The sequence below is a fragment of the Bradyrhizobium sp. P5_C12 genome, from assembly GCF_054049735.1.
In genome coordinates, this window is the sequence record NZ_JBFULU010000035.1 from 1 (window position 1) to 24,032 (window position 24,032).

Here is a 24,032-nt window from a genome sequence, read left to right on the forward strand (position 1 = left end):
GCGGCGCGAGATCGCGGGCGTGCTGAATTTGCGCGGCCGCATCGTCACCGTGGTCGACATGCGCGCCCGGCTCGGCCTGCCCAAGCCCGAGGACGGCAAGGTGCCGATGGCAGTCGGCGTCGACCTGCGCGGCGAATCCTACGGCCTCCTGATCGACCAGATCGGCGAGGTGCTGCGCCTGTCCGAGGACGGCAAGGAAGAAAACCCCGTCAACCTCGATCCCCGCATGGCCAAGCTCGCCGGCGGCGTCCACCGCCTCGACGGTCAGCTCATGGTCGTCCTCGACGTCGATCGCGTCCTCGAACTCAAGACCGAAGTGCAGATGGCTGCGTGAGCCAACGAAACATCGAAGCCGGAGAACCAAAATGAAGACATGTTTGGTGGTCGATGATTCCAGCGTCGTTCGCAAGATCGCGCGCCGGATCCTGGAAGGCCTGGAATTCGAAGTCACCGAGGCCGAAGACGGCTCGAAGGCGCTCGAGATCTGCCAGCGCAGCCTGCCCGACGCGGTGCTGCTCGACTGGAACATGCCGGTGATGGACGGCTTCGAGTTCATGGGCCACATGCGCCGCCTGCCCGGCGGCGACCAGCCCAAGGTCGTGTTCTGCACCACCGAGAACAACGTGGCTCATATCGCCCAAGCGCTCAGCGGCGGCGCCAACGAGTACATCATGAAGCCCTTCGACAAAGACATTATCGCCGACAAGTTTGCTGAGGTCGGCTTGATCCCGGTCGGACAAGCTATGGTCTGAGTGTGTCTGGCCCGAGTGGTCCGGCCCGAGTGTTCCCAGTACAGCTTCCGAGAGGCTATCCGTGACCCCGACCGAGTATGAGTATCTGCGTAAGTTCCTGAGGGATCATTCCGGGCTCGACCTGTCCGCAGACAAGCAATATCTGATCGAAAGCCGGTTGCTGCCGCTCGCCCGCAAGGCCGGACTCTCCGGCATCGGCGAGCTCGTGCAGAAGCTGCAAGGCGCGGGCGCGAGCGCGCTCGTCACCAACGTGGTCGAGGCCATGACCACCAACGAGACCTTCTTCTTCCGCGACAAGGTCCCGTTCGATCATTTCCGCGATACGATCATGCCCGAGGTCATCAAGGCCCGCGCCGGCCGCCGCAGCGTGCGCATCTGGTGCGCCGCCGGCTCGACCGGGCAGGAGCCTTATTCGCTGGCGATGAGCCTGAAGGAGATGGGTGCGGCCCTGACCGGCTGGCGCGTCGAGATCATCGCGACCGATCTGTCGCAGGAGGTGCTGGAGAAGGCCAAGGCCGGCATCTACAGCCAGTTCGAAGTGCAGCGCGGCCTGCCGATCCAGATGCTGATGAAATATTTCAAGCAGACCGGCGAGACCTGGCAGATCAATCCCGAGCTGCGCGCGATGATCCAGCACCGCCAGCTCAACCTGCTGCACGACTTCGCGCAGCTCGGCACCTTCGACGTCATCTTCTGCCGCAACGTGCTGATCTATTTCGACCAGGAGACCAAGATAAACATCTTCAACCGCCTGGCGCGACAGATCGAGCCCGACGGCTTCCTGGTGCTGGGTGCGGCCGAAACCGTGGTCGGATTGACCGATACGTTCAGGCCGATCCCGGAACGGCGCGGTCTCTACAAGCCGAACGATCCGCGTGCGGCGRCAACCAAGCCGGCTGTCGCCGGCTCGCCGCCGCGCATGGCGGCTGTGGCAGGACGATAGGCATGGCCGAGGATGGAAAGGGCGCGGAGCGCGTGACGTTCAGCCGCGGCTATGATGTCTGCATCATGGCCATCGACGGCACCTGGCGCCGCGACTGCAAGCTCAACGCGATCTCCGACACCGACGCCATCCTCACGGTGGAAGGTTCGATCCAGGGCTTGAACCTGAAAGAGTTCTTCCTGCTGTTGTCGTCCACTGGCCTTGCCTACCGCCGCTGCGAGCTGGTGCGCGTCAACGGCGCCGAGATGGACATCCAGTTCCTGCGCGGCAAGAACAGGAAGAAGCGCGGCGCGGCCGGCGGCCGTGACGAGGCGGCGTGATCTGCTCGCGCACCCCGTCTCTCTTCCCGACACGTTGCTTCATATTTGCTAAAACATCCGAGTGAATTCGCCGCAGTAGCTTTACGGGGCTTAAGCGCGAGCCGTGTATCCATTGCCGGTCTCAATCTCAGGATATGGCAATGCCAAGAAGTTCCCTCTCCCCGATCTCGTCAAACCTGCCCGACGTCGCCGAGCGGCGCGCGCTTCAGCTCCTGGTGGTCGACGACGACGCCACGCAGCGCAGCCTGATCACGGTCGCCGCCAAGCAGGCCGGCCACGAAGTCACCGTGGCGCCGTCCGTGGCGGAGGCGATCGAAAAGCTTCGCGCCGCGCGCTTCGACTGCGTGACGCTCGATCTGGTGCTGGAGGACGGCGACGGCATCGACGTGCTGCGCGAGATGGCGGCGGCGAAATTCGCGGGCGCCGTGATCGTCATCAGCGGCATGGACGGCAAGCGGCGCAGCGCCGCCCGCAGCTTTGCCCGTTCCGTCGGGATCGAGCTCCAGAGCCTGCCGAAGCCGCTCGATCTCGCGGCCCTGCGCATCAGCCTCGCCAATCTCGGCAAAGCCGCGATGGGTCTGCCTGCGATGCACACTTGGGGCGGTGTCGCCACCGACGCAATCGTGGAACGGCACCGCGCGTAAGGCGCGGACCAGCTATGCGATCCGGTGCGGCAGGTCTGCCGCACCGATCGTCGTCTCCGCCGGACCGCCGGAGTCCGACAAGGATTGCAGCGCGTGGCCGAGGCCGGCGCGGCAGGCGTTGAGGGCGGCACTCGCCGTGGCATACCGGGGCGTGACGTCGTCGAGCACGAAAATGTCGGTGGAACCCGCCGCCTGATCGCCGTTGCCGTGCTGTGCCGGGCCTTCGTCCATCAAGGCTGCGTCGATCATGGCTGCGTCGATCAGGCGCATGCTGCTCTCGATCTGCGCGATCAGAGAGCGAAGATCGGCTGCGATCAACTGACGGCTGTCGGCTTCGGGCGTCGTGACGCGAGGGGGCGGGCTGGCGAGATTTAGCATGGATATTCTCCGTCACCTGCAATTAGGCGCCATGCCGCTACTTGTGCGTTAAGTCCATGTCCCGTACAAATACGGGTGGGCCGAATCCGCGCCTAACGCCATAACGGTTGGCGCGGACGCGAGTCCTTCATGCCAACCGGATGTGGCACATGGCCGAACAAAGCTCTCGCGGTGAAATCTTCGTGGTCGACGATGACCCTGCCGTTCGCGACACCTTGTCGATGGTGTTGAAGGCGGCGGGCTATGAGGTGATCTGTTTCGCCGATGGCGCAGCGCTGCTCTCCGTCGCGCGAAGCCGCACACCGGCTGCGATCCTGCTCGACGTGCACATTCCCGGCAAGTCGGGCCTCGACATCCTCAAGGAGCTGCACGGCGAGGACTATCCCGCGCCGATCTTCATGATCTCCGGCCAGGGCGACATCACGATGGCGGTGGGCGCCATCAAGAGCGGCGCGCTCGACTTCATCGAGAAGCCGTTCCGCGGCAGCGAGATCGTCGGCCGGCTGGACGAGGCGATCGGCGCCTATGCACGCCGGCAGGCAGAGAACGCGTCGCCGAAATTCGGCTCGCTGCATTTCCCCGGACGCGAGCCGTTGACCCGCCGGGAGCGCGAAGTGCTCGAACAGTTCGCCGCCGGTGCGTCCAACAAGGAAGCCGGCCGCACGCTCGGCATCAGCCCGCGCACGATCGAGGACCACCGCGCCAACATCATGAAGAAGCTCGGCGCGCGCAACGCCGCCGATCTGATCCGTATCGTGATGACGGCGGCGCAACGCGCGTCGTAAAGAGCTTTCGTAGCCCGGGTGAGCGAAGCGATACCCGGGAACGCTGTCGCAGAGTCCCGGATGTCGCTTCGCTCATCCGGGCTACGCAGTTTCAGGCGCTCAGCGACCTGCGGATGATCCGTGCAAGATCCGACTTGCGATAGGGCTTCGCCAGCAGCAGAACGCCCGAATCCAGCCGGCCGTGATGGATGATCGCATTCTCGGTATAGCCGGACGTGTAGACCACCCTGAGATCGGGACGCGTCTTCAACAGCTCGTCGGCGAGCTGCCGTCCATTCATCCTGCCGGGCATGATCACGTCGGTGAACAGCAGGTCGAACCGCTTTCCGGCGGCGACGATCGCTAGCGCCTCCGCGGCGTTCGCGGCCTGCAAGGTGACGTAGCCGAGCGAATGCAGTTGCGCCAGCACGTAGTCGCGCACCAGCCGGTCATCCTCGACCACGAGGATCGTCTCATGTCCGCCCTCGATCGTCGCGGGCGTCACGCCTTCGCCGATCACGGTGGCCGTCTTGCCGGGCGGCAGGTACATCTTGATCGTGGTGCCGTGGCCCTCCTCGCTGTAGATCTTGATGTGGCCCGCGGACTGCTTGATGAAACCGTAGACCATGGAGAGCCCGAGGCCGGTGCCCTTGCCGGGCCCCTTCGAGGTGAAGAACGGATCGAACACCCTGGTCAGCATGTTGGCGGGAATGCCGGCGCCGGTGTCGCTCACGGCGATCAGCACATAGTGCCCGGGAGGGACGTCGTTGACGCTGGCATAGACCTCGTCGAGATAGGCGGCGCCCGTCTCGACGATCAGCTTGCCGCCGCCGGGCATGGCGTCGCGGGCGTTGAGCGCGAGGTTGAGGATCGCCGTGGTGAGCTGGTTGGGATCGACGATCGCGACGCTGCTCTCCGATTCGAACACGGATTCGATCTGGATCTGCTCGCCCAGCGTCGGCCGCAACAGCTTCGCGGTGTCGATGATCAGCGAGTTGACGTCGACCTCACGCGGCTGGAGCGGCTGCTTGCGCGCGAAGGCGAGCAGGTGCTGGGTGAGCTCGGCGCCGCGTCCGGCGGCCTCGTCGATCATCTTGGTGATCGCTGCAAGTTCCGGCTCCTTGGCCACCGCCTCAGCCAGGATCTCGATCGTGCCGGTGATGACGGTGAGGATGTTGTTGAAATCGTGCGCCACCCCGCCGGTGAGCTGGCCGACCGCCTCCATCTTCTCGGCATGGCGGATCCGCTCTTCGGCCGCGATCTTGTCGGTGAGGTCGCGATAGAAGACGTTGAACAACAGTCCCTCGCGGCGCCTCAGCGCCGTCACGCTCAGTTCGGCCTTGAATTCCTTGCCGTCGCGCCGGCGAACCATCAGCTCGCGGCGGCGGTTGAGCGTCCGGCCGTCCGCGGACTCGACGAAACGCGCGAGGCCGGCATTGACCCTCCTGCGCTCGCCATCCGCGACGATCAGATCGATCGCATTCTTGCCCAGCGCCTCGTCGCGCCGCCAGCCGAACAGCTCTTCGGCCCGCGAGCTCCAGTTCAGGATGGTGCTGCGATCGTCGGTCTGGACGAAGGCGTCGAGCGCGGTCTCGACGATGTTGCGGGCGAGCCGTTCGCTTTCGCGCAGGGATTCCTGCGCGAGCCGGGCCTCGGTCATGTCGCGCCCGACGAAGAAGAAGCGTTTCGCCGGCTCGGACCAGCTGCCGAGCCAGGACAGCCAGACCTCATGCCCGTTCTTGTGCAAGCAGCGGGTGTCGGCGAATTTGGGGCGATCGCCGCGCCGGAGCGCGCGCATCTCGACGCGGGACTGCACCAGATGATCGGGATGAATGAAGTCGACGCCGCTGCGGCCGACCATCTCCTTCGGCCGATAGCCGAGGATGGCCTCGCTGCTCGGGCTGATCTGCACCACGTGGCCCCGCGAATTCATGACCATGATCAGATCCTGCGAGGTCTCGAAGATCTGCCGCCGCTCTTCGAGCTGCTGCTGAAGCGCCCGCTCGGTCCGTCGCGCCTCGGTCAGGCTGCGGGCCGACCCGGAGACGCCGACGATCTCACCCGACGGCCCGCGGATCGGGGAGAGGCTGAGTGAGATCTCGACCGGCGTGCCGTCCTTGCGCAGGCGCACGGTCTCGAAGCGTTCGATCGGCTCGCCCCGGGCGATCCGCCGCAAAATGTCCTTGCCCTGCTCGCGACGGTCGGGCGGGACGATGATCGAGGTGGATTTCCCGATCGCCTCATCGGCCGAATAGTCATAGAGGCGTTCGGCGGCGGGATTCCAGCCCGTGATGATGGCATCGAGCGATTGCATCACGATCGCATCGTCGGATGATTCGACGGCAGCGCTGAACAAGCGCTCGCGCGCCGCATGATGGCTTCGCGCGAGCTCGGTGCGGCGATGCTCCTGAACCTCGCGTTCGAGCGCGGCTGTTTTCGCCCGCGTCTCTTCGACCATACGGGCAAAAGCCCGTGCCAGCACGCCGGTCTCGCCGCTGGCATCGACGGGAATGTCGGCCGGGCGTCCGCCGCCGATTGCCTCCACCGCCGCGGTCAGACGCCCGATCGGGCGGGTCAATGAGCGCGCCAGGAGCACCGCGAGCGAAGCCGCGGCGAGGACGGCAAGCACGCCGACGAGCAGGGACGTTTTTTGAATGGCGGCCGGCACGCGGCCGAACACGGCCGGAGGAACTGTCTCGATGATGGCGACCCATTCCTTGCCCGCAAGCAGCGCCGGCGCGATCGCCGCGCCGCTCGGCCGGCCCGACCGGTCGGTCAGAACCTGCGTCGCCCCTTCCACCGTGCCAACCTGGGTCGCAAAAAATGGAAAGTCATTGCGCCAGTTGGTGGGATGGCCTCGCACCGAGCCGAATTCTCGCGCGCGATCGGGATGGACGAGATAGTCGCCGCGCGAGTTCACGACGTAAATCTCTCCCCCTGAGCCCACGGTCGCGCGGACGCGGTCGAGTGCCGGACGCATGTCGATATTGGCGATGATGATGCCGAACGGCTTGCCGTCCGGCGTGAACAGCGGCGTCGCGACTCGCAAGGTCGGCGTGTGAAAGACCGTGGTCCCTCCCTGGCGGGTGGCGAGTTCGATCGGCGAAACGTAAATTTCGTTCGGCGCCAGCCGGATTGTTTCCTGAAAATAGGTTCGCTCGCTCTTGCGCTCCAGTTCGCCGTTGGGGACGATCCGTGCCGCTCCATTCGGGCCGGAGCGATCGACGCGGACCAGCTCGCGCTGGTCGTCGTCTAGACCGATGATGCGAAACTGTCCGTAGCTGGGCTTGGCCTCGATCTCGGCCATGAGCCGCGCAGCGATGCGGTCGCGCCAGGTTTGCTCCGAAACGCCGTCAAGGGCGTCGGTGCCTCCGCCGAGGCGCGCGCGGATCAGGCCGTTGATGGCCGCGGCGGAGCGATAGCCCGCCAAATCGCCGCGAGCTCCGGCAACGTAGGATTCGAGATTGGTAGCCCGCAGGCGCGACTGGGCTTCGATGCGTTCCAGGACCCGCGGAATGACGGCCTGGGTGATGTTGCGATAGCCGAGCCAGCCGACTGCGGCCACGGTCACCGCCACCAGCAGGATCATCGCGATGGCCAGCCGCGTGGTGAGCGTCATGGCGATATTCGCACCGCGTCTCCAAGCGCCGCGCCGGTTCTGCGCTGGAACAGAACGGGCGTCCTCATCATCGGCTGCCGGTGCTGACATTGGGCCCCTCCGGCTTGCCCGCGTCCAGGCAGCCGTCGACCGCGGCGAGCAGCGCCTCGGCCCTGAACGGCTTCTGCAGGCTCGCCACCGCGCCGAGCTTGGTCGCCATCTTCAGGAAATCCGGCTCCGCATTGGCGTCAGGCGTGATCGCGCGGCCGGAAATGACGATGATCGGAATGGCCGGCTGTTGCCGGCGGATGTGGCGCATGGCCTCCAGCCCGTCCATGCCGGGCATGAAGATGTCGAGGAACAGCAGGTCGAATGGGCTGCTCTCGAACAGCGCGAGCCCCTTGCGGCCATCGCCGGCGACCGTCACGTGATGACCGGCCCTCTCCAGGAGCAGCCGGATCGTGAGCTGGACGGCCGGATCGTCATCCACGATCAGGATGTTGGCCACGTCTGAAACCCTCCGGGCCGGGTGGGACGTTTTCCGGCGACCGCAAATCAAGCCATCAAACACGAAAATGTTGCGCGGATTCGACCCGGCCTGCAAGCACTTCGCAACCGGCACGAGGGCTGCCCGCCGCAACCGATTCCGCAGATGCTTCCATATGCATGCCTTCGTGCACAAGCCCCTGAGCGCATGGCGTAAGATGCTGCGCCAGCTCCGGAAAGGCGGTCGGAACTATAATAATCGCCGTAGTTGCACGGTGCCGTAGTTTCGCCGCGGGCCGGAGCGGCGAACCGCCGCGCTCTAGTCGGTGAGGTACTCGGGATAGTGGCTTCGGATCGTGTCCAGCTCGCTTAGCGTGCCCGACAGGTGCGTGCGCAGATGCTGTTGAGCGGCATCGGCGTCTCCGGCCTCGATCGCGCGCGTGATCAGCTTGTGGTGGCGTACGATATTCTGGGCCTTTCCGGGCGAGGGCAGGTGCAGCCGGCGCAGCCGGTCGATATGTCCGCTGCGGCTGCGCACCAGCGCCCAGAGGTCCTGCTTTCCGGCGGCAGCGTAGAGCTGGGCGTGGAAATCGTTGTCTCCGGCGATGAAGGCTTCGAAGTCACCGGCCTTGGCAAATTGCTGTTGCAACGCGATGGCGTGGTCCAGGCGGATGACAAGCGCCGTGTCGCGAGGGGCCGCGAGCAGGCGGACGATCTCCAGCTCCAGCGCCTGGCGCAGGAAATGCGCCTGCTGCGCGCGGTCGACGTCGATCCGGCTCACCACGGTCGCATGCTGCGGAAACACCTCGACCAGGCCCTCTTCCTCGAGCCGCATCAGCGCGTCGCGCACCGGCGTCGAGCTGACGCCGAACTGGCCGGCGAGCTCGGCGCGTGACAGCGGGGCGCCGGGCGGCAGTTCGAGGGCGACGATCGCATTGCGCAGCCGCTCGAACACCTGCGGCGCGGCCTGGCGGCCGCGGTCGAGCCGGGTGGCGGACCGTGGGGCCGCGCGCGGCGCGGCGTGGGATGATTCCATGACGGGCTCCGCGGGCTTGCCTTTGATGCACTAATATATTAGTGCATCAGTAGCGTCAACGCGGCTCAACGATGGCCGGAGGAAACACACAACAATGATGATGCATCGTCGCAGCAGCCTGGCTGCCGCCACCCTGATCGCCGCCGCCATGGCGGTGTCCGCCGCGCACGCCCAGCAGAAGTCAGAGATCGCGCTGTCGCGGCAGCCCGGCATCTTCTACATGCCGAGCCACATCATGGAGAAGCAGAAGCTGATCGAGAAGCACGCAGCTTCGCTCGGCGTCTCCGGTGTCACCACCAAATGGATCACGTTCTCCGGCGGCGGCGCGCAGACCGATGCGCTGCTCGCAGGCGGCGTCGACATTCTCAACACCGGCACCGGCAATCTGCTGCTGCTGTGGGACCGCACCCGCGGCGGGGTCAAGGGCATCGTCGCGACCTCGGCGCAGCCGATGACGCTGATCAGCCGCGACGCCAACATCAAGTCGATCAGGGATTTCGGCCCCGGCGACAAGATCGCGGTGCCGACGGTGAAGGTCTCGACCCAGGCGATCGTGCTGCAGATCGCGGCCGCCGAAGCCTTCGGGGCCGATCAATGGTCGAAGCTCGACGTCAACACGGTGCAGCTCGGCCATCCCGACGCCTATGCGGCGCTCGCCAATTCCAAGCATGAGGTGCACACCCACTTCTCGATCCCGCCGTTCACGTTCCTGGAGCTGAAGAACGTGCCGGGCGCGCATGTCGTGCTGTCGTCGCCGGACGTGATGGGCGGCCCGCTCAGCCAGGCGCAGTTCTTCACCACGACGAAATTCGCCGACGCCAATCCGAAAATCGTCCAGGCCGTGCGCGACGCGACCAAGGAGGCGCAGGACCTGATCCGCAGCGACACCAAACAGGCCGTCGAGATCTACAAGGAGATCACCGGCGACAAGACCTCGGCCGAGGAGCTGCTCGACCTCCTCAAGGAGCCCGGCATGATGGAGTGGAATCTCGAGCCGCAGGGCACGATGAAGTTCGCCGCCCATTTGTACAAGACCGGCACGCTGAAGACCCAGCCCAAGGCCTGGACCGATTATTATCTCCCCGTMGCGCACGATTTGAAGGGCAATTGATGGCGCTGCTCGACGTCAGCGGGGTGACGCTGCGCTACAAGACCTCCAGCGCCGTCGTCACCGCCACCGAAAGGGTCTCATTCACCGTCGACAGGTCCGACCGCTTCGTGCTGCTCGGGCCGTCCGGCTGCGGCAAGTCGACCCTGCTCAAGGCCGTCGGCGGCTACATGTCACCGAGCGAAGGCCGCATGACCATCAACAATCGCGAGATCCACGGGCCGGGCGCCGACCGCATGATGATCTTCCAGGAGTTCGACCAGCTGCTGCCCTGGAAGACCGTGCTCGCCAACGTGATGTTTCCGCTGCTGACCGCGCGAAAGCTGCCGCGCAAGGAGGCCGAGGCGCGGGCGCGGGCCTATATCGAGAAGGTCGGGCTGACCCGCGTGGTCGATGCCTATCCGCACACGCTCTCCGGCGGCATGAAGCAGCGCGTCGCGATCGCGCGCGGCATGGCGATGGAGCCGGATATTCTCCTGATGGACGAGCCGTTCGCGGCGCTGGACGCGCTGACGCGGCGAACCTGCCAGGATGAGCTGCTCCAGCTCTGGAGCGAGACCAAATTCACCGTGCTGTTCGTCACCCATTCGATTGCCGAGGCGATCCGCATCGGCAACCGCATCCTGCTGCTGTCGCCACATCCCGGCCGCGTCAAGGCCGAGGTGGTCGACGTCGACAAGGTCTCGAACGGGGACGGCAGCGCCGGCCGGCTGGAGAAGGAGATCCACGATCTCCTGTTCGCTGCCGAAGCTGTGGCGCACTAGGGGAGCCTCAGATGGGCGAAGCGAGAATTCTGCTGCGTGACGCGCCGGTCGCCGCCACCGGTGCGGGCGAGGTCGAGCGCAAGCTGGGCGTTGCCGAGTTGTTGTGGAACGACGGTTTTGTCCGCAAGACCGTCATCATCCTGTTCCTGGCGGCGGTCTGGGAGGCCTACGGCCTCACCCTCGACAATCCCCTGCTGTTTCCGACGCTGCACGACACGGTCGTCACGCTTTACGACCGCGTCAAGGACGGCACCATTCCGCTGCGGGCCTGGGCCTCGCTGAAAGTGCTGTTCATGGGCTATTCGGCGGGCATCGTGCTTGCCGCGATCTTCACGGTGCTCGCGATCTCCACCCGTATCGGCACCGATTTCCTGGAGACGGTGACGGCGATGTTCAATCCATTGCCGGCGATCGCGCTGTTGCCGCTCGCCTTGATCTGGTTCGGTCTCGGCAATGGCAGCCTGGTTTTCGTGCTGATCCATTCGGTGCTGTGGCCGGTCGCGCTCAACACCCATTCCGGCTTCAAGAGCGTGTCCAACACGCTGCGCATGGTCGGGCGCAATTACGGCCTGCGCGGGCTGCCCTATGTGGCAAAGATCCTGATTCCCGCCGCCTTCGGCTCGATCCTCACCGGCCTCAAGATCGGCTGGGCCTTCGCCTGGCGCACGCTGATCGCGGCGGAGCTGGTGTTCGGCGTGTCCTCTGGCCAGGGCGGGCTCGGCTGGTTCATCTTCGAAAATCGCAACCTGCTCGATATTCCCGCGGTCTTCGCAGGATTGCTGACTGTGATAATCATCGGGCTCTTTGTCGAGAACCTGATCTTCCGTGCTATCGAGCGGAACACCGTCCAGAAATGGGGCACCCAATCGTGACCAAGAAGAAAACACCCGACCAGCTCCGCAGCGCCCGCTGGTTCGCGCCCGACGACCTCCGCTCGTTCGGCCACCGCTCCCGCACCATGCAGATGGGCTACGCGCCGGAGGAGTGGAAGGATCGCCCGATCATCGCGATCCTCAACACCTGGTCGGACGCCCAGCCCTGCCACATGCACTTCAAGTCGCGGGTCGACGACGTCAAGCGCGGCATCCTGATGGCCGGCGGCCTGCCGCTGGAATTGCCGGCGCTGTCGCTGTCGGAATCGCTGCTGAAGCCGACCACCATGCTCTATCGCAATCTGCTGGCGATGGACGCCGAGGAGCTCTTGCGCAGCCATCCCGTCGACGGCGTGGTGCTGATGGGCGGCTGCGACAAGACCACGCCGGCGCTGCTGCTCGGCGCAACCTCGATGAACATCCCGGCGATCTATCTGCCGGCCGGTCCGATGCTGCGCGGCAACTGGAAGGGCAAGACGCTCGGCTCCGGCTCGGACGGCTGGAAATATTGGGACGAGCGGCGCGCCGGGAAGATTTCCGAGAAGGACTGGCTCGACATCGAAGCCGGCATCGCCCGCAGCTACGGCACCTGCATGACCATGGGCACCGCCTCGACCATGACCGCGATCGCAGAAGCGATCGGCATGACGCTGCCGGGTGCCTCCTCGATACCGGCGGCGGACGCCAACCACATCCGCATGGCCTCGGAATGCGGCCGCCGCATCGTCGAGATGGTGTGGGAAGATTTGACGCCGAAGACGATCCAGACCCGAAAAGCCTTCGAGAACGCCATTGCGGTGGCGATGGCGATGGGCTGCTCGACCAATGCGATCATCCATTTGATCGCGCAGGCGCGCCGCGCCGGCCAGGACATCGGCCTCGACGATTTCGAGATTGCGAGCCGCAAGGTGCCGGTCATCGCCAATGTGCGGCCGAGTGGCGATGCCTATCTGATGGAAGACTTCTTCTACGCCGGCGGCCTGCCGGCGCTGATGGGCCAGATCAAGCCGCATCTGCATCTCGACTGCATCACCGTTACCGGCCAGACGGTCGGCGAGAACATCGCGCATGCCGAAGTGCACAATGACGATGTGATCCGCTCGGTCGACAATCCCATCTACAAGGAAGGCGCGCTCGCCGTGCTCAAGGGCAATCTCGCGCCCGATGGCTGCGTCATAAAACCCTCCGCCTGCGCGCCGCGCTTCCTCAAGCACACCGGACCTGCGCTGGTGTTCGACGATTATCCGTCGATGAAGAAGGCGGTCGACGATCCCAATCTTGATGTCACCGAGGATCACATCCTGATCCTGCGCAATGCAGGCCCACAAGGGGGGCCCGGCATGCCGGAATGGGGCATGCTGCCGATCCCGACCAAGCTCGTGAAACAGGGCGTGCGCGACATGGTGCGCATCTCGGACGCGCGCATGAGCGGCACCAGCTACGGCGCCTGCATCCTGCACGTCGCACCGGAATCCTATGTCGGCGGCCCGCTGGCGCTGGTGCGGAACGGCGACCGCATCACGCTCGACGTCGAAGCGCGCACCATCAATCTCGACGTATCCGAGGCCGAGCTCGCAAAACGCCGCGCCGCCTGGAAGGCGCCCGAGCGCCGCTTCGAGCGCGGCTATGGCTGGATGTTCACCAAGCACATCAAGCAGGCCAATGACGGCTGCGACTTCGACTTCCTGGAGACCGATTTCGGCGCACCGATCGGCGAGCCGTCGATTTACTAGTTTCTGTCGTTCCGGGATGGTCCGAAGGACCAGACCCGGAACCTCGAGATTCTCTGGGGCAATTGCGCACCATAGTTCGATGCTGACGCATCGCCCCGGAATGACGACCATGAGAGAGCACACCATGACCAAACTCACCGAAGCCACCCGCAACAAGCTCAAATCCGTCTCCACCGCCACGGTCGCCACCGCTTTGTTCAAGCGCGGCCTGCGCATCCAGATGATCCAGGACGTGCACCCCTTGGGCCCGGACCAGCCGACCATGGTGGGCGAGGCCTTCACGCTGCGCTACATGCCGGCGCGCGAGGATCTCAACACCATCGAGGTGTTCAAGGACCGCTCGCATCCGCAGCGCAAGGCGGTCGAGGATTGCCCTCCGGGCGCCGTGCTGGTGATGGACAGCCGCAAGGACGCGCGCGCAGCCTCGGCCGGCGCGATCCTGGTGACGCGCTTGATGAAGCGCGGCGTCGCCGGCGTCGTCACCGATGGCGGCTTTCGCGACTCTGCCGAGATCGCAAAGCTCGGCTTCCCCGCCTTCCACCATCGCCCGAGCGCGCCGACCAACCTGACGCTGCACCACGCGATCGAGATCAACGTCCCGATCGGCTGCGGCGACGCGCCGGTGTTTCCCGGCGACGTCATTCTCGGCGACAGCGACGGCGTCATCGTGATCCCCGCACACCTCACTGAGGAGATCGCCAACGAGACCTTCGAGATGACCGCGTTCGAGGATTTCGTCACCGAGGAAGTCAACAAGGGCCGTGGCATCTTCGGCCTTTATCCGGCGACCGATCCGCAGACGCTGACCGACTTCGCGGCATGGCGGAAGAAGAACGGGCGGTAGTTAGACTGTTGGTAGCGCCACAACACCAGTGTCGTCCCGGCGAAGGCCGGGACCCATAACCCCAGGGAGAAGTTTGGCGAAGACTCGCAGTTAAGAAATCTTCCTGCGGGACTGCTACCTGCGCGTCATCGCTAGATCACGCGGTGGGTCCCGGCCTTCGCCGGGACGACGGCGGAGGGTGACGCTTACACCCCAGCCTCCGCCATCCCCGCCGCCCACAGCGCGAACGCATACACGATCGCGACTTCATCCAGCCGGTTGAAGCGGCCCGATGCGCCGCCGTGGCCGGCGCCCATGTTGGTGCGGAGCAGCACCGGGCCGCCGCCGCGCATGGTGGCGCGCAGGCGCGCGATCCATTTCGCGGGCTCCCAATAGGTGACGCGCGGGTCGGTCAGTCCGCCCATGGCGAGGATCGCCGGATAGTCCTGCGCGGCGACATTGTCGTAGGGCGAGTAGGACAAAATGGTGCGAAAATCCTTTTCGCTCTCGATCGGGTTGCCCCATTCCGGCCATTCCGGCGGCGTCAGCGGCAGCGTGTCGTCGAGCATGGTGTTGAGCACGTCGACGAACGGGACCTCGGCGACGATGCCGGCGAACAACTCGCCGGCGCGGTTCGCGACCGCGCCCATCAGCATGCCGCCGGCCGAGCCGCCATGGCCGACGATGCGCTTTGCGCTGGTGTACTTCGCTGCGATCAGCGCGCGGGCGCTGGCGGCGAAGTCGTCGAATGAATTCGTCTTCTTCTCGCGCTTGCCGTCGAGATACCAGCCCCAGCCCTTGTCGGCGCCGCCGCGGATATGGGCGATGGCGTAAACGAAGCCGCGATCGACCAGCGACAGGCGGTTGGCGTTGAAGGAGGCCGGCATCGCCATGCCGTAGGAGCCGTAGCCGTAGAGCAGCAGCGGTGCCGCGCCGTCGAGCTTGAGCCCGCGCCGATACAGGATCGACACCGGCACCTCCGCGCCGTCATAGGCCTTCGCCATGATGCGCGTGGTGACGTAGTCGCTCGCATTGTGGCCGGACGGAATCTCCTGGCGCTTGCGCAAGGTGCGCGTGCGCTTCGCCATGTCGTAGTCATAGACCTCCGACGGCGTCGTCATCGACGAATAGGCAAAGCGCAGGGTGGTCGTCTCGAACTCGTAGGAGCCCATCGTATCAAGCGAATAGGCGGCTTCGTCGAAGGCGATCGCGTGCTCTTCGCTGGACGTGAGATCGCGGATCACGATCGCCGGCAGCGCATTGGCGCGCTCCAGCCGCACCAGATGGCCGGCATAGAGATCGAGGTCGATGATGTAGATGCCGGGACGATACGGGATCAAATCGCGCCAGTTCTTGCGCTCGGGTGCGCTGAGCGGCGCGGTGACGATCTTGAAGTCGACGGCGTGGTCGGCATTGGTGAGGATGAAAAGCTGGTCGCCGCGGTCGGCGAGCGAATATTGCACGCCATCCTCGCGCGCCGCGACCAGGCGCGGTGGCGCGTCGGGATTGGCGAGATCGATCAGGCGCTGCTCCGAGGTCTCGTGATCGCCGCCCGCGATCACGCAGAAGCGGCCGCTGGTGCTCTCATGCAGATGGGTGAACCAGCCGGAGTCCTGCTCCTCATAGACCAGGATGTCGTCGGCCTGCTTCGTTCCCAGCCGGTGCCGCCACACCTGCATCGGGCGGTGATTGTCGTCGAGCTTCACATAGAAGAAGCTCTTGCAATCCGCAGCCCAGACGATGCCGCCATCGGTCTCCTCGACGACGTCGTCAAGATCCTTGCCCGTCGCCCAGTCGCGCACGCGGATCGAGAAATATTCCGAGCCCTTGGTATCGGCGCTCCAGGCTTGCAGCTTGTGATCGTACGAGTGCCGGCTGCCGCCGAACTTGAAATATTTGTGGTCCTTGGCGAGCGCGTCGCCGTCGAGCACGATGTCGCTGTCGCCGCCGTCGCGCGGCATGCGGCCGTATAATTCATGCTGCCCGCCCTCGCGAAACTTGCGGAAATAGGCGAAAGGTCCGTCCGGCGATGGCACGCTGGAATCGTCCTCCTTGATCCGCGAGCGCATTTCGCGCACCAGCGTTTTCTGGAGCGCTGCGGTGTGGCCGAGCAGGCTCTCGGTGTAGCCGTTCTCCTCGTCGAGATATTTGCGGATATCGGGATCGAGCACGCTGGGATTGCGCAGCACCTCCTGCCATTTCTCATCCTTCAGCCAGGCATAATCGTCGCTCACGGCGATGCCGTGCCGCGTGAAGGAATGCGGCCGGCGGGGGGCGACGGGGGGCTGGGAAGGTGTCTTGGTCTGGGTCACTCGATCCTCATCTTGTCACGTTCGCGCGCTGCTCTTTCTTAACCTCTCCCCCGCTTGCGGGGAGAGGTCGGAATTTGCGAAAGCAAATTCCGGGTGAGGGGGTACAGGTCTTTCAACCATCTCACGTGCGGAGAGAGGCCCCTCACCCCAACCCTCTCCCCGTAAGAACGGGGAGAGGGAGAAGATGCACCGCCTTATATCGTCCCGATTCCGCCAATTACCAGCGCCGCTGCGCCAAGGACTGAGAAGGACTGCGCCAAGTCGCCGGGTTGTTGATCGCCCCCGTCTATGCTTTAGGGGCAGTAACCCGCCGCCGGTCCAGCCCGATGCTGTTCAATTCCTATCCGTTCATCCTGCTGTTCCTGCCGGCCGCGCTGGCCGGGTATTTCTGGCTCGGGCGGCGCAGCAATCTGACCCCGGTGATCTGGCTCGCGGCGGCCTCGCTCGCCTTCTACGCCATCGGCAACTGGCAGTTCGCAGGGCTGTTGCTGGCGTCGATCGCCTTCAACTATGGCGTCGGCTATCTCCTGATTGCGGCGGAGCTCGCCCCAGTGCAGCGCCGGGCGGCGCTTGCCCTCGGTGTTGCCGGCGATCTCCTGGTGCTCGGCATCTTCAAATATGCGGGCTTCGCCGCCGACAATGTCAATGCGCTGCTCGGCACCCATGTCGCGGTCCACATCCTGCTGCCGGTCGGCATCTCCTTCTACACCTTCACCCAGATCGCGTTTCTGGTCGATGCCTATCGCGGCCAGGTCGCGGCCTATGCGCTGCCGCATTATGCGTTGTTCGTGACCTACTTCCCGCATCTGATCGCGGGGCCGATCCTCCACCACAAGGACATGATCCCGCAATTCGAGCGGAAGGAAACCAAGCATCCGGACCCACATCTGATGCTGTGCGGAACCATCATCTTCGCGATCGGCCTGTTCAAGAAGACCTGCCTCGCCGACGGCATCCAGCCCCTGGTCGCGCTCGCCTTCGATGCGCGCTCGCCGAGCTTCGACCAGGCCTGGCTCGGCGCTCTCGCCTACACATTCCAGCTCTATTTCGACTTCTCCGGCTATTCCGACATGGCGATCGGCATATCCCTGATGTTCGGCATCTTCCTGCCCGTCAACTTCAACTCGCCCCACAAGGCCACCAGCATCGTCGAGTTCTGGCGCCGCTGGCACATCACGTTGTCGCAATTCCTGCGCGACTATCTCTACATCCCGCTCGGCGGCAACCGCCGCGGCCGCGTGCTGCGCTATGTCAATCTGATCGTCACGATGCTGCTCGGCGGGCTCTGGCACGGCGCGGCCTGGACATTCGTGGTGTGGGGCGCGCTGCACGGCGCCTATCTCTGCATCAATCACGCCTTCAACGCGCTGGTGCCGAACATTCCGTCGCCCCTTGCGCGCCCGCTCCGTGTCATCGGAGCCGTGCTGACCTTCCTGGCCGTCGTCGTCGCCTGGGTGTTCTTTCGCGCCGAGCGGGTTGATTGGGCGCTGCGGATCCTCAGTGCCATGGCCGACCCTGCGAATATCGCCTTCGGCCGCGAGGAGATCGCGGCGCTGGTGCTGGTCACGATTTATGCCGCGCTGGTGTGGCTGGCGCCGAACACGCAAGGAATCATGGGCTACGATCACGGCAATCGCAGGGTCGGTGATGGCCTGCTGGCAGGGCGGATGCGGCCGCTGTTCCTCTATGGCGCCTCGCTGGTGCTCGCGCTCGGGGTTCTCGGCATCCAGAGCCACAGCGAATTCATCTATTTCCGGTTCTGATGCGGGGCACCTTCACCAATTTGAAACGCCTTCTCCTCGCCAGCGTGGTGTGCATGCTGGGTGCGGCTGCGCTCACCTTCGCGGTCGATCCGCTGCAACTGTTCCGCCCGTCGCGTCTCGTCCCGGCGTTCTATTCCGACGACACGCGCATGCAGAATGCCGGATTGCTCCGCAGCCAGTCGTTCGACGCCGCCTTCATGGGCTCTTCGCTCGCGATTCATTTTCGCCAGAGCGACATCGATCGCGCGTTGGGCGTCCATTCGCTCAAGCTGGCGATGACCGGGTCCAATTCACGCCAGCAGGGTTTTGTGCTGGAGCACGCGATCGGGCGCGGCGCCCGGCGCGTGATCTGGGAGATGGACGACTGGATCTTCGTCGATGCACCCGACATCGACGCCGATCCCTATCTGTCGGCCGATCTCTATCGTGGAAGCGCAAAGGGGATCGCGACCTATCTGTTCAGCGCCGCGATGGCGAAGGAATCCCTGTTCGCGGTGCTGCGGTCGATTCCACCGCTGCGGGAGCCGCTGACTCAGGCGGCGCCTTTCCTCCCCGTCGCGTTTGCGCTGTCCGACGTCGACGACATCCATGCGCTGCCACGGGATTTCGATTTCGCCCGCGGCTACAACGCGCAGCGAACATTGGCCGCCTTCGCCTACATCACCGATCCCGTGCGCAGCCGCTTCCTCGGCGAAGGCTACGGCCATGACGCCATGGTCCGGCATTTCGAGCGCGATGCCGTCGGCCTGATCGCGCGCCATCCAGACGTGACCTTCGACATCTACTTTCCACCCTATTCGATCCTGCAATTCGTCGCGATGCGCGAGGCGTCACCGGCGACGCTGAAGATCGTCACCGATCTCACGGCCCTCGTGGCGCAGCGCCTGACGCAGCTTCCCAATGTGCGGCTCCACGATTTCCGTGCGATCAAGCAGGTCACCCACGACCTCGGCAATTACAGCGACGTCATCCACCATTCGCCGCGCGTCGATGCGAAGGTGCTGGGGTGGTTGGTGAGCGGAGAGTATCGCGTCGATCCGAAAGCGCCGCTCGCGTCACTGGGTGAGCTGAAGGCTCAGGTCGAGGCTTATCGGGTGCCGCAGCCGTAGCCCGCATGAGCGAAGCGACATGCGGGGCCTCGCGCAAGAATCCCGGGTGCCGCTTCGCTCACCCGGGCTACAAGAGACTGCAGCTGTGATGCTCAGCAGTAGCCAAAAACCCCGCTGTCGTCCCGGCGAAGGCCGGGACCCATAACCCCAGGGAGGAATTTGGCGAAGACTCGCAGTTAAGGAGTCTTCTCGTGGTACGCACACCGTGCGTCACTGATAGATCACGCGGTATGGGTCCCGGCTTTCGCCGGGACGACAGTGAATTACACCGCCACCTGCTCGCCGAGATACGCCACCGCGGCCTCGAGCCCGCCCTTGCCGTGCGGGATCTTCAGCGCGTTGAGGCCGATCTCGATCACCCCTAGCGTGCCGAGCAGCATCGGCGCATTGACATGGCCCATATGGGCGATGCGGAAGGCCTGGCCGGAGAGGTCGCCGATGCCGGTGCCGAGCACCACGCCGCACTTCTCCTTGCAATAGCGTTGCAGCACCGCCGGATCATGGCCGTTGCTCATGGTCACCGTGGTCACGGTGTTGGAGCGCTCGCTGGCTTCCGCGACGTTGAAGCCGAGCACCTGGCCTTCCGACCAGGCGGAAACGGCGCGGCGCGCGGCCTCACCGAGCAGGCTGTGGCGGCGAAACGCGTGCTCCACACCTTCCTCGTGCAACAGGTCGATGGCCTGGCGCAGCGCGAACAACAGATGCACCGGCGCGGTGCCGGCATATTTGCGATAATGCTCGGTGCCTTCGCGCTCGCTCCAGCTCCAATAGGGCGTGCTCATATTGGCCTTCTTGTGCACTTCGAGCGCGCGCGCGTTGGCGGCGACGAAGCCGAGGCCGGGCGGCGTCATCAGGCCCTTCTGCGAGCCGGACATGGTGACGTCGACGCCCCATTTGTCCATCTCGTACGGCATGCAGCCGAGCGAGGCGACGGTGTCGACCATGTACAGCGCGGGATGGCCGGCAGCCTTGATCGCCTTGCCGATCGCCTCGATGTCGTTCTGCACGCCCGAGGCGGTATCGACCTGGACGACGACGACGGCCTTGATGGTGTGCTCCTTGTCGCGGCGCAGGCGCTCCTCGACCTCATGCGGCCGCACCGCGCGGCGCCAATCACCCTTCAGCACCTCGACCTCGGCGCCCATCAGCTTTGCCGCATGGCCCCAGCCGATCGCGAAGCGACCGCTCTCCAGCACCAGCACCTTGTCGCCGCGCGACAGCACGTTGCTCAGCGCCGCTTCCCAGGCGCCGTGTCCGTTGGCGATGTAGATGTAGGACTTGCCCTTGGTCGCGAACAGGTTCGAGATGTCGCGGAGCAGGCTCTCGGTCAGATCGGTCATCTGCTTGGAGTAGATGTCGATCGCCGGACGATGCATCGCCTGCAGCACCTCGTCGGGCATCGTGGTGGGCCCGGGGATGGCCAGAAACTCCCGGCCCGCGCGAACGGTCATTGCTGTTGGTCCTTGTGTCGTGAAGACGGTCTGGAGGGTTGATGATCTGCGTTTCTACGCGTTGGAGGCGGCCAAGAAAAGCACGGAAAACGCAGGTCTGAAGTGGGTTATCGCTTCGTCTCGCGGCAACCGGCGGCCTCCGCGTCTTCAACCGAGCAGAACCAGCGGGTGCCCTTGGCGATTTTCATCTTGATCTGGGTGTACCAGCGGCTGTTCGGGGTATGGTAGATGCACTCGCCGGCGCTGTTGACGTTGCCCTTGATGGTGCAGTCCGGCGAGGGCGCGACCGGGCCGGAGGCGGAAGCCAGCAGCACCGAATGCGCGCCCTCGGGCGGCTTGGTGGCGCCCAATATCGTCGTCTTCTTGTTGCGCACGCGCCAGTCCCAGGGCGCGATGAAGGCGCCCTGCCACATCCCGGCTTTTGCCTCACGCGCGGCAGCTTCATCCGCGTCATAGTCGTGCGAGACCCGGGTGTAGGACAGCGCCCAGCCGCTGCGCACCAGCCATTTCTGGATGTCCTCGCCGCCGACCTCGCAGCGCGCCACGGTGCGGCCGCGCCGGTCGATCGCGCGGGTATGGCAGACCCAGTTCTTGCCCTCGGTGTATTTGGCGAGCTCGTCGCGCGCCGCGATCCCGCAGGTCCAGCGCTCGGTATTGGTGTTGAGGCAGAGCTGGTCGGACGACGGCGCGTCGATGCCGCCGAGCCGGATCCTCGTGTTGCCGATCACGACGGAATCGCCGTCGCGGACCTTCGCCGTGCCGGTGATCTCGGCGGCCTGCGCCAATGACGGCAAGGCGAGCAGTGACAACGCAATCAGGATTTTTCGCAACATGCCGGTCCGCGTGTGAAGAAAATCTCGATAAGCCCGGCAATTGTGGTCGGCTTTTGTCCGCCCGGCCAGCGCCTGCCTAACAGATGGGCTTTCAACTTCCTGTCATTGCGGCGATGGACCGTAGGGTGGGCAAAGCGAAGCGTGCCCACCATGTCTGGCATTGCGGAGGAATGGTGGGCAAGGCGCGCGAAGTGCGCGCCTTTGCCCACCCTACGTTCTGCGTGAACCCTCACCCCCGTCCCATCATCGCCCGCCGCGCCACCGCCAGTCCCATCAGCACGAACGCCGACGTCACCTCGGGTCCACCCACCAGGATCCGTGTCGGCGTCTTCATCTTGTTCCATTCATAGGCGCGGAACGGGCCGCGGCGGCCGCCTTCGCCGATGGCGCCGACGATCACGTTCAGCGCCGGCGCAAAGGCGCGCGGATCGGCGCCGAGATGGCCGAGCGCGATCAGCGCCAGCGCCGCGTCGAACACGTTCATCTCGGCGGCCATCAGCTCGCCCTGGACGTAGGACAACACGCGGTGACGGATGAAATCGAACTCGCCATCGGGATCGATCGCGGCCTGCGCCGCCAGCGGCAGCGCCAGGAAGGCCGCATAGCAGCGGCCGAAATAGGCGCTGTAGAGCTCCGGAAGGTAGTAAATGTGCGAGCGGGGATTGGCGAAGGCGCCGCTTGCGGCGAGCCGCTTCTGGAAGCCGATGATGCGGTGCACGGTCGCCAGCCGCGCCGGCGTTTCCAATATCTTCCAGCGCGCGAGGTTGCGAAAGCTCACCTCGAGAATGTCGAGATTGAGTGTCGGATCGAGATCGTTGCCATAGGGCCGCTCGCCGGCGAGATTGTCGATCCAGGTCGCGACGCCGCCCTCGTAGTCGATGTTGTCGTTGAGCGGGACGGTCACGCGCGGCTCGTTGACGCCGGCGCGCACCTGGTAGCCGGCATAGAAATCCAGCAGCGGCTGATCGATAATCGGATCGGTGCAGCCGGCCTGCGTCGCCGCGGAGATCGAGCAGGCCGTGGTGTCGCAGTCGGGCACGTAGATGCCGAAGCCGAGATCCTGCTTGATCTGCGCGAAGAAGCGGGAGAACCGCGGATGCGGTGCAGGCGCCAGCGCCGTGATGACGTCGAAACGCGCGCCGTCGCTGCCCTGCACCTCTTCGCGGCTGACATTGACGCAGAAATCGACCATGTCGGCGACGGCGCGTTCCGCCGCGCTCTTGTCGGCCGGCGCAGCGAGCCCGGTTTCGACATAGCTCAGCAGCGCCTCGATGAAGAACGCATCGTAATAGGCCGAGCGGTGGCGGATCTGCATCGGCTCCCACATCGGCTCGGCAATCCCTCGCCAGGGCGGATTGACCACGGCGCGCGCCGGCGAGCGCGCGATGAAGACGCGGGCGAGATTGAACAGCAGCGAGGAATTCTTGTAGCCGCGCGCGTTCAGGCCGTTCAGCGCCATGATCAGCTCGCGCCCGCGGAAGTCGGGATCGCCGATCAGGTTGAAGGCGGCATAGGTCGGCAGGAAGCCGTTGCGGCGATACGAGCCCAGCAGATGCTGCGCGCAGTCGCGGATCACGCCGTCGATCTGCGCTTGCGCCGGCATGGCGCCGACGAATATCGCCGGCGGCGGCTTGGGGTGATCCAGCGCGATGGTGTCGACGAGATCGGCGACGGGCTGGCCGGCCGCCGCCCAGTCGGGCTCGGCATCGTCGCGGGCGCGGACCAGCGCCTGGCGCAGCCGGCTCAGTCTGGCCTCGTCGCGCAATTCGGGCAGTCCGGCACGGCGGAGCAGCACCCGCAATGCGGGATTGCCGAGCGCGGTCTTGTAGAATTTGGCCAGATGCGGATCGCCGCTGGCCGGACCCGACAATACGGGATCGCAGACGTCGTAAAGAGAGGGGCCGTCCTTCCGCGCCGTCAGCGCCCGGCAGGCGGCGCCGGCAAAATATTGAAAGCTCATGAAATACCTGGTCGCGGGGCCTCGCCCAGGGGCCGGCCAGCACGCTCCCAGCTCCGTGCCACCCCCTGCAAGTCTTTGAAAAGGCTACCCGGATTCGCAGGAAATACAAATGTGATGGTGGTCACGGAAAAACCCGGCACAGGGGCTGCATGGTGAAGACTCCGGAATGGCCCGGAGATGAAAAAACATGCAATTTTCGGTCGGAGAATTAACTATTAGCTTCAACCACTTAGCTCAAATTTTGGGCGATCTATTGCCGGGGAGGCCAGATCCGGTTAAGGGTTTGTTTGGTGCGGCGCCGCAAATTGCGCGCAATTCGGGGGCACTCCCCGGGCCAATCCCTCAAACCTAATGACGTCATCGCGCTACTCAACCAGTGTGCG

The 24,032-nt window shown here is 65.0% G+C and carries 21 protein-coding genes; 13 read left to right on the plus strand and 8 right to left on the minus strand.

The annotated features are described in order from the left end of the window. From ACXJMY_RS26530 to ACXJMY_RS26550, 5 genes are all read left to right on the plus strand, one after another. The coding region (locus tag ACXJMY_RS26530) for a chemotaxis protein CheW (protein ID WP_456622299.1) at positions 1 to 334 on the plus strand (334 nt) is incomplete at its 5' end. Positions 335 to 365: 31 nt separating this feature from the next. Then, complete coding sequence (locus ACXJMY_RS26535; protein WP_456622300.1) at positions 366 to 752, plus strand: response regulator; 387 nt, start codon at positions 366 to 368, stop codon at positions 750 to 752. Between the two features lie 61 nt (positions 753 to 813). Then, a complete protein-coding gene (locus tag ACXJMY_RS26540; protein WP_456622301.1) occupies positions 814 to 1,695 on the plus strand; it encodes a CheR family methyltransferase in 882 nt (293 codons plus the stop codon). 2 nt (positions 1,696 to 1,697) lie between these two features. Then, positions 1,698 to 2,015: a hypothetical protein gene (locus tag ACXJMY_RS26545; RefSeq protein ID WP_008565131.1), complete on the plus strand. Its 318-nt coding sequence runs from the start codon at positions 1,698 to 1,700 to the stop codon at positions 2,013 to 2,015. A gap of 140 nt (positions 2,016 to 2,155) precedes the next feature. Then, entirely contained in the window at positions 2,156 to 2,659 is a 504-nt protein-coding gene (locus tag ACXJMY_RS26550) for a response regulator (RefSeq protein WP_456622302.1), read from the plus strand. A 12-nt stretch (positions 2,660 to 2,671) separates the two neighbouring features. Here the strand turns inward: ACXJMY_RS26550 and ACXJMY_RS26555 are convergent, their stop codons facing one another. Next, on the minus strand, positions 2,672 to 3,037 hold the full coding sequence (locus tag ACXJMY_RS26555; protein WP_456622303.1) for a hypothetical protein: 366 nt from the start codon (positions 3,035 to 3,037) through the stop codon (positions 2,672 to 2,674). A 149-nt stretch (positions 3,038 to 3,186) separates the two neighbouring features. Between ACXJMY_RS26555 and ACXJMY_RS26560 the strand changes: the two genes are divergently transcribed. Further along, positions 3,187 to 3,822: a response regulator transcription factor gene (locus ACXJMY_RS26560; RefSeq protein ID WP_456622304.1), complete on the plus strand. Its 636-nt coding sequence runs from the start codon at positions 3,187 to 3,189 to the stop codon at positions 3,820 to 3,822. A 91-nt stretch (positions 3,823 to 3,913) separates the two neighbouring features. Here ACXJMY_RS26560 and ACXJMY_RS26565 read toward each other — a convergent pair whose 3' ends face one another. The 3 genes from ACXJMY_RS26565 to ACXJMY_RS26575 all read right to left on the minus strand — a co-directional run bounded on the left by ACXJMY_RS26565 (position 3,914) and on the right by ACXJMY_RS26575 (position 8,921). Further along, a complete protein-coding gene (locus tag ACXJMY_RS26565) occupies positions 3,914 to 7,510 on the minus strand; it encodes a PAS domain S-box protein (protein ID WP_456622305.1) in 3,597 nt (1,198 codons plus the stop codon). Next, positions 7,488 to 7,907 (minus strand): response regulator, encoded by a 420-nt coding sequence (locus ACXJMY_RS26570; protein WP_456622306.1) that lies wholly within the window; start codon positions 7,905 to 7,907, stop codon positions 7,488 to 7,490. The genes ACXJMY_RS26565 and ACXJMY_RS26570 overlap by 23 nt, the downstream gene beginning before the upstream one ends. Before the next feature lie 297 nt (positions 7,908 to 8,204). Beyond that, the gene (locus ACXJMY_RS26575) at positions 8,205 to 8,921 is read right to left on the minus strand and encodes a GntR family transcriptional regulator (RefSeq protein WP_456622307.1); all 717 of its coding nucleotides are present in this window, start codon (positions 8,919 to 8,921) and stop codon (positions 8,205 to 8,207) included. 94 nt (positions 8,922 to 9,015) lie between these two features. Here ACXJMY_RS26575 and ACXJMY_RS26580 point away from each other — a divergent pair, with 94 nt between their 5' ends. From ACXJMY_RS26580 to ACXJMY_RS26600, 5 genes are all read left to right on the plus strand, one after another. After that, a complete protein-coding gene (locus tag ACXJMY_RS26580; protein ID WP_456622308.1) occupies positions 9,016 to 10,032 on the plus strand; it encodes an ABC transporter substrate-binding protein in 1,017 nt (338 codons plus the stop codon). Then, the gene (locus tag ACXJMY_RS26585) at positions 10,032 to 10,793 is read left to right on the plus strand and encodes an ABC transporter ATP-binding protein (RefSeq protein WP_456622309.1); all 762 of its coding nucleotides are present in this window, start codon (positions 10,032 to 10,034) and stop codon (positions 10,791 to 10,793) included. Before ACXJMY_RS26580 ends, ACXJMY_RS26585 begins: the two co-directional genes overlap by 1 nt. 11 nt (positions 10,794 to 10,804) lie before the next feature. Beyond that, positions 10,805 to 11,665 carry an ABC transporter permease gene (locus ACXJMY_RS26590; protein ID WP_456622310.1) on the plus strand — a complete coding sequence of 287 codons (861 nt, stop codon included), beginning with the start codon at positions 10,805 to 10,807 and terminating at the stop codon, positions 11,663 to 11,665. After that, complete coding sequence (gene araD, locus ACXJMY_RS26595) at positions 11,659 to 13,398, plus strand: L-arabinonate dehydratase (RefSeq protein WP_456622366.1); 1,740 nt, start codon at positions 11,659 to 11,661, stop codon at positions 13,396 to 13,398. Before ACXJMY_RS26590 ends, araD begins: the two co-directional genes overlap by 7 nt. A 124-nt stretch (positions 13,399 to 13,522) precedes the next feature. Further along, on the plus strand, positions 13,523 to 14,242 hold the full coding sequence (locus ACXJMY_RS26600; protein WP_456622311.1) for a ribonuclease activity regulator RraA: 720 nt from the start codon (positions 13,523 to 13,525) through the stop codon (positions 14,240 to 14,242). 185 nt (positions 14,243 to 14,427) lie between these two features. Here the strand turns inward: ACXJMY_RS26600 and ACXJMY_RS26605 are convergent, their stop codons facing one another. After that, positions 14,428 to 16,533 (minus strand): S9 family peptidase, encoded by a 2,106-nt coding sequence (locus ACXJMY_RS26605; RefSeq protein ID WP_456622312.1) that lies wholly within the window; start codon positions 16,531 to 16,533, stop codon positions 14,428 to 14,430. Positions 16,534 to 16,859: 326 nt separating this feature from the next. Between ACXJMY_RS26605 and ACXJMY_RS26610 the strand changes: the two genes are divergently transcribed. Together ACXJMY_RS26610 and ACXJMY_RS26615 are read left to right on the plus strand one after the other, a co-directional pair. Then, a complete protein-coding gene (locus ACXJMY_RS26610) occupies positions 16,860 to 18,296 on the plus strand; it encodes an MBOAT family O-acyltransferase (RefSeq protein ID WP_456622313.1) in 1,437 nt (478 codons plus the stop codon). Beyond that, positions 18,296 to 19,405, plus strand: a complete 1,110-nt coding sequence (locus tag ACXJMY_RS26615) for a hypothetical protein (RefSeq protein ID WP_456622314.1) — start codon at positions 18,296 to 18,298, stop codon at positions 19,403 to 19,405. Before ACXJMY_RS26610 ends, ACXJMY_RS26615 begins: the two co-directional genes overlap by 1 nt. Before the next feature lie 263 nt (positions 19,406 to 19,668). Here ACXJMY_RS26615 and ACXJMY_RS26620 read toward each other — a convergent pair whose 3' ends face one another. The 3 genes from ACXJMY_RS26620 to ACXJMY_RS26630 form a co-directional block, all read right to left on the minus strand. Beyond that, positions 19,669 to 20,856: a pyridoxal-phosphate-dependent aminotransferase family protein gene (locus ACXJMY_RS26620; RefSeq protein ID WP_456622315.1), complete on the minus strand. Its 1,188-nt coding sequence runs from the start codon at positions 20,854 to 20,856 to the stop codon at positions 19,669 to 19,671. Between the two features lie 107 nt (positions 20,857 to 20,963). Then, positions 20,964 to 21,689 carry a thermonuclease family protein gene (locus ACXJMY_RS26625; RefSeq protein WP_456622316.1) on the minus strand — a complete coding sequence of 242 codons (726 nt, stop codon included), beginning with the start codon at positions 21,687 to 21,689 and terminating at the stop codon, positions 20,964 to 20,966. 229 nt (positions 21,690 to 21,918) lie between these two features. Next, the gene (locus ACXJMY_RS26630) at positions 21,919 to 23,649 is read right to left on the minus strand and encodes a hypothetical protein (RefSeq protein WP_456622317.1); all 1,731 of its coding nucleotides are present in this window, start codon (positions 23,647 to 23,649) and stop codon (positions 21,919 to 21,921) included. Positions 23,650 to 24,032: the final 383 nt, after the last annotated feature.

Bases quoted from the DNA above. Each gene is read 5' to 3' on its own strand.
- ACXJMY_RS26535 (WP_456622300.1), top strand. From the start codon at position 366: ATGAAGACATGTTTGGTGGTCGATGATTCCAGCGTCGTTCGCAAGATC.
- ACXJMY_RS26545 (WP_008565131.1), top strand. From the start codon at position 1,698: ATGGCCGAGGATGGAAAGGGCGCGGAGCGCGTGACGTTCAGCCGCGGC.
- ACXJMY_RS26550 (WP_456622302.1), top strand. From the start codon at position 2,156: ATGCCAAGAAGTTCCCTCTCCCCGATCTCGTCAAACCTGCCCGACGTC.
- ACXJMY_RS26555 (WP_456622303.1), bottom strand. From the start codon at position 3,037: ATGCTAAATCTCGCCAGCCCGCCCCCTCGCGTCACGACGCCCGAAGCC.
- ACXJMY_RS26560 (WP_456622304.1), top strand. From the start codon at position 3,187: ATGGCCGAACAAAGCTCTCGCGGTGAAATCTTCGTGGTCGACGATGAC.
- ACXJMY_RS26565 (WP_456622305.1), bottom strand. From the start codon at position 7,510: ATGTCAGCACCGGCAGCCGATGATGAGGACGCCCGTTCTGTTCCAGCG.
- ACXJMY_RS26575 (WP_456622307.1), bottom strand. From the start codon at position 8,921: ATGGAATCATCCCACGCCGCGCCGCGCGCGGCCCCACGGTCCGCCACC.
- ACXJMY_RS26585 (WP_456622309.1), top strand. From the start codon at position 10,032: ATGGCGCTGCTCGACGTCAGCGGGGTGACGCTGCGCTACAAGACCTCC.
- ACXJMY_RS26590 (WP_456622310.1), top strand. From the start codon at position 10,805: ATGGGCGAAGCGAGAATTCTGCTGCGTGACGCGCCGGTCGCCGCCACC.
- ACXJMY_RS26600 (WP_456622311.1), top strand. From the start codon at position 13,523: ATGACCAAACTCACCGAAGCCACCCGCAACAAGCTCAAATCCGTCTCC.
- ACXJMY_RS26610 (WP_456622313.1), top strand. From the start codon at position 16,860: ATGCTGTTCAATTCCTATCCGTTCATCCTGCTGTTCCTGCCGGCCGCG.
- ACXJMY_RS26615 (WP_456622314.1), top strand. From the start codon at position 18,296: ATGCGGGGCACCTTCACCAATTTGAAACGCCTTCTCCTCGCCAGCGTG.
- ACXJMY_RS26620 (WP_456622315.1), bottom strand. From the start codon at position 20,856: ATGACCGTTCGCGCGGGCCGGGAGTTTCTGGCCATCCCCGGGCCCACC.
- ACXJMY_RS26625 (WP_456622316.1), bottom strand. From the start codon at position 21,689: ATGTTGCGAAAAATCCTGATTGCGTTGTCACTGCTCGCCTTGCCGTCA.
- ACXJMY_RS26630 (WP_456622317.1), bottom strand. From the start codon at position 23,649: ATGAGCTTTCAATATTTTGCCGGCGCCGCCTGCCGGGCGCTGACGGCG.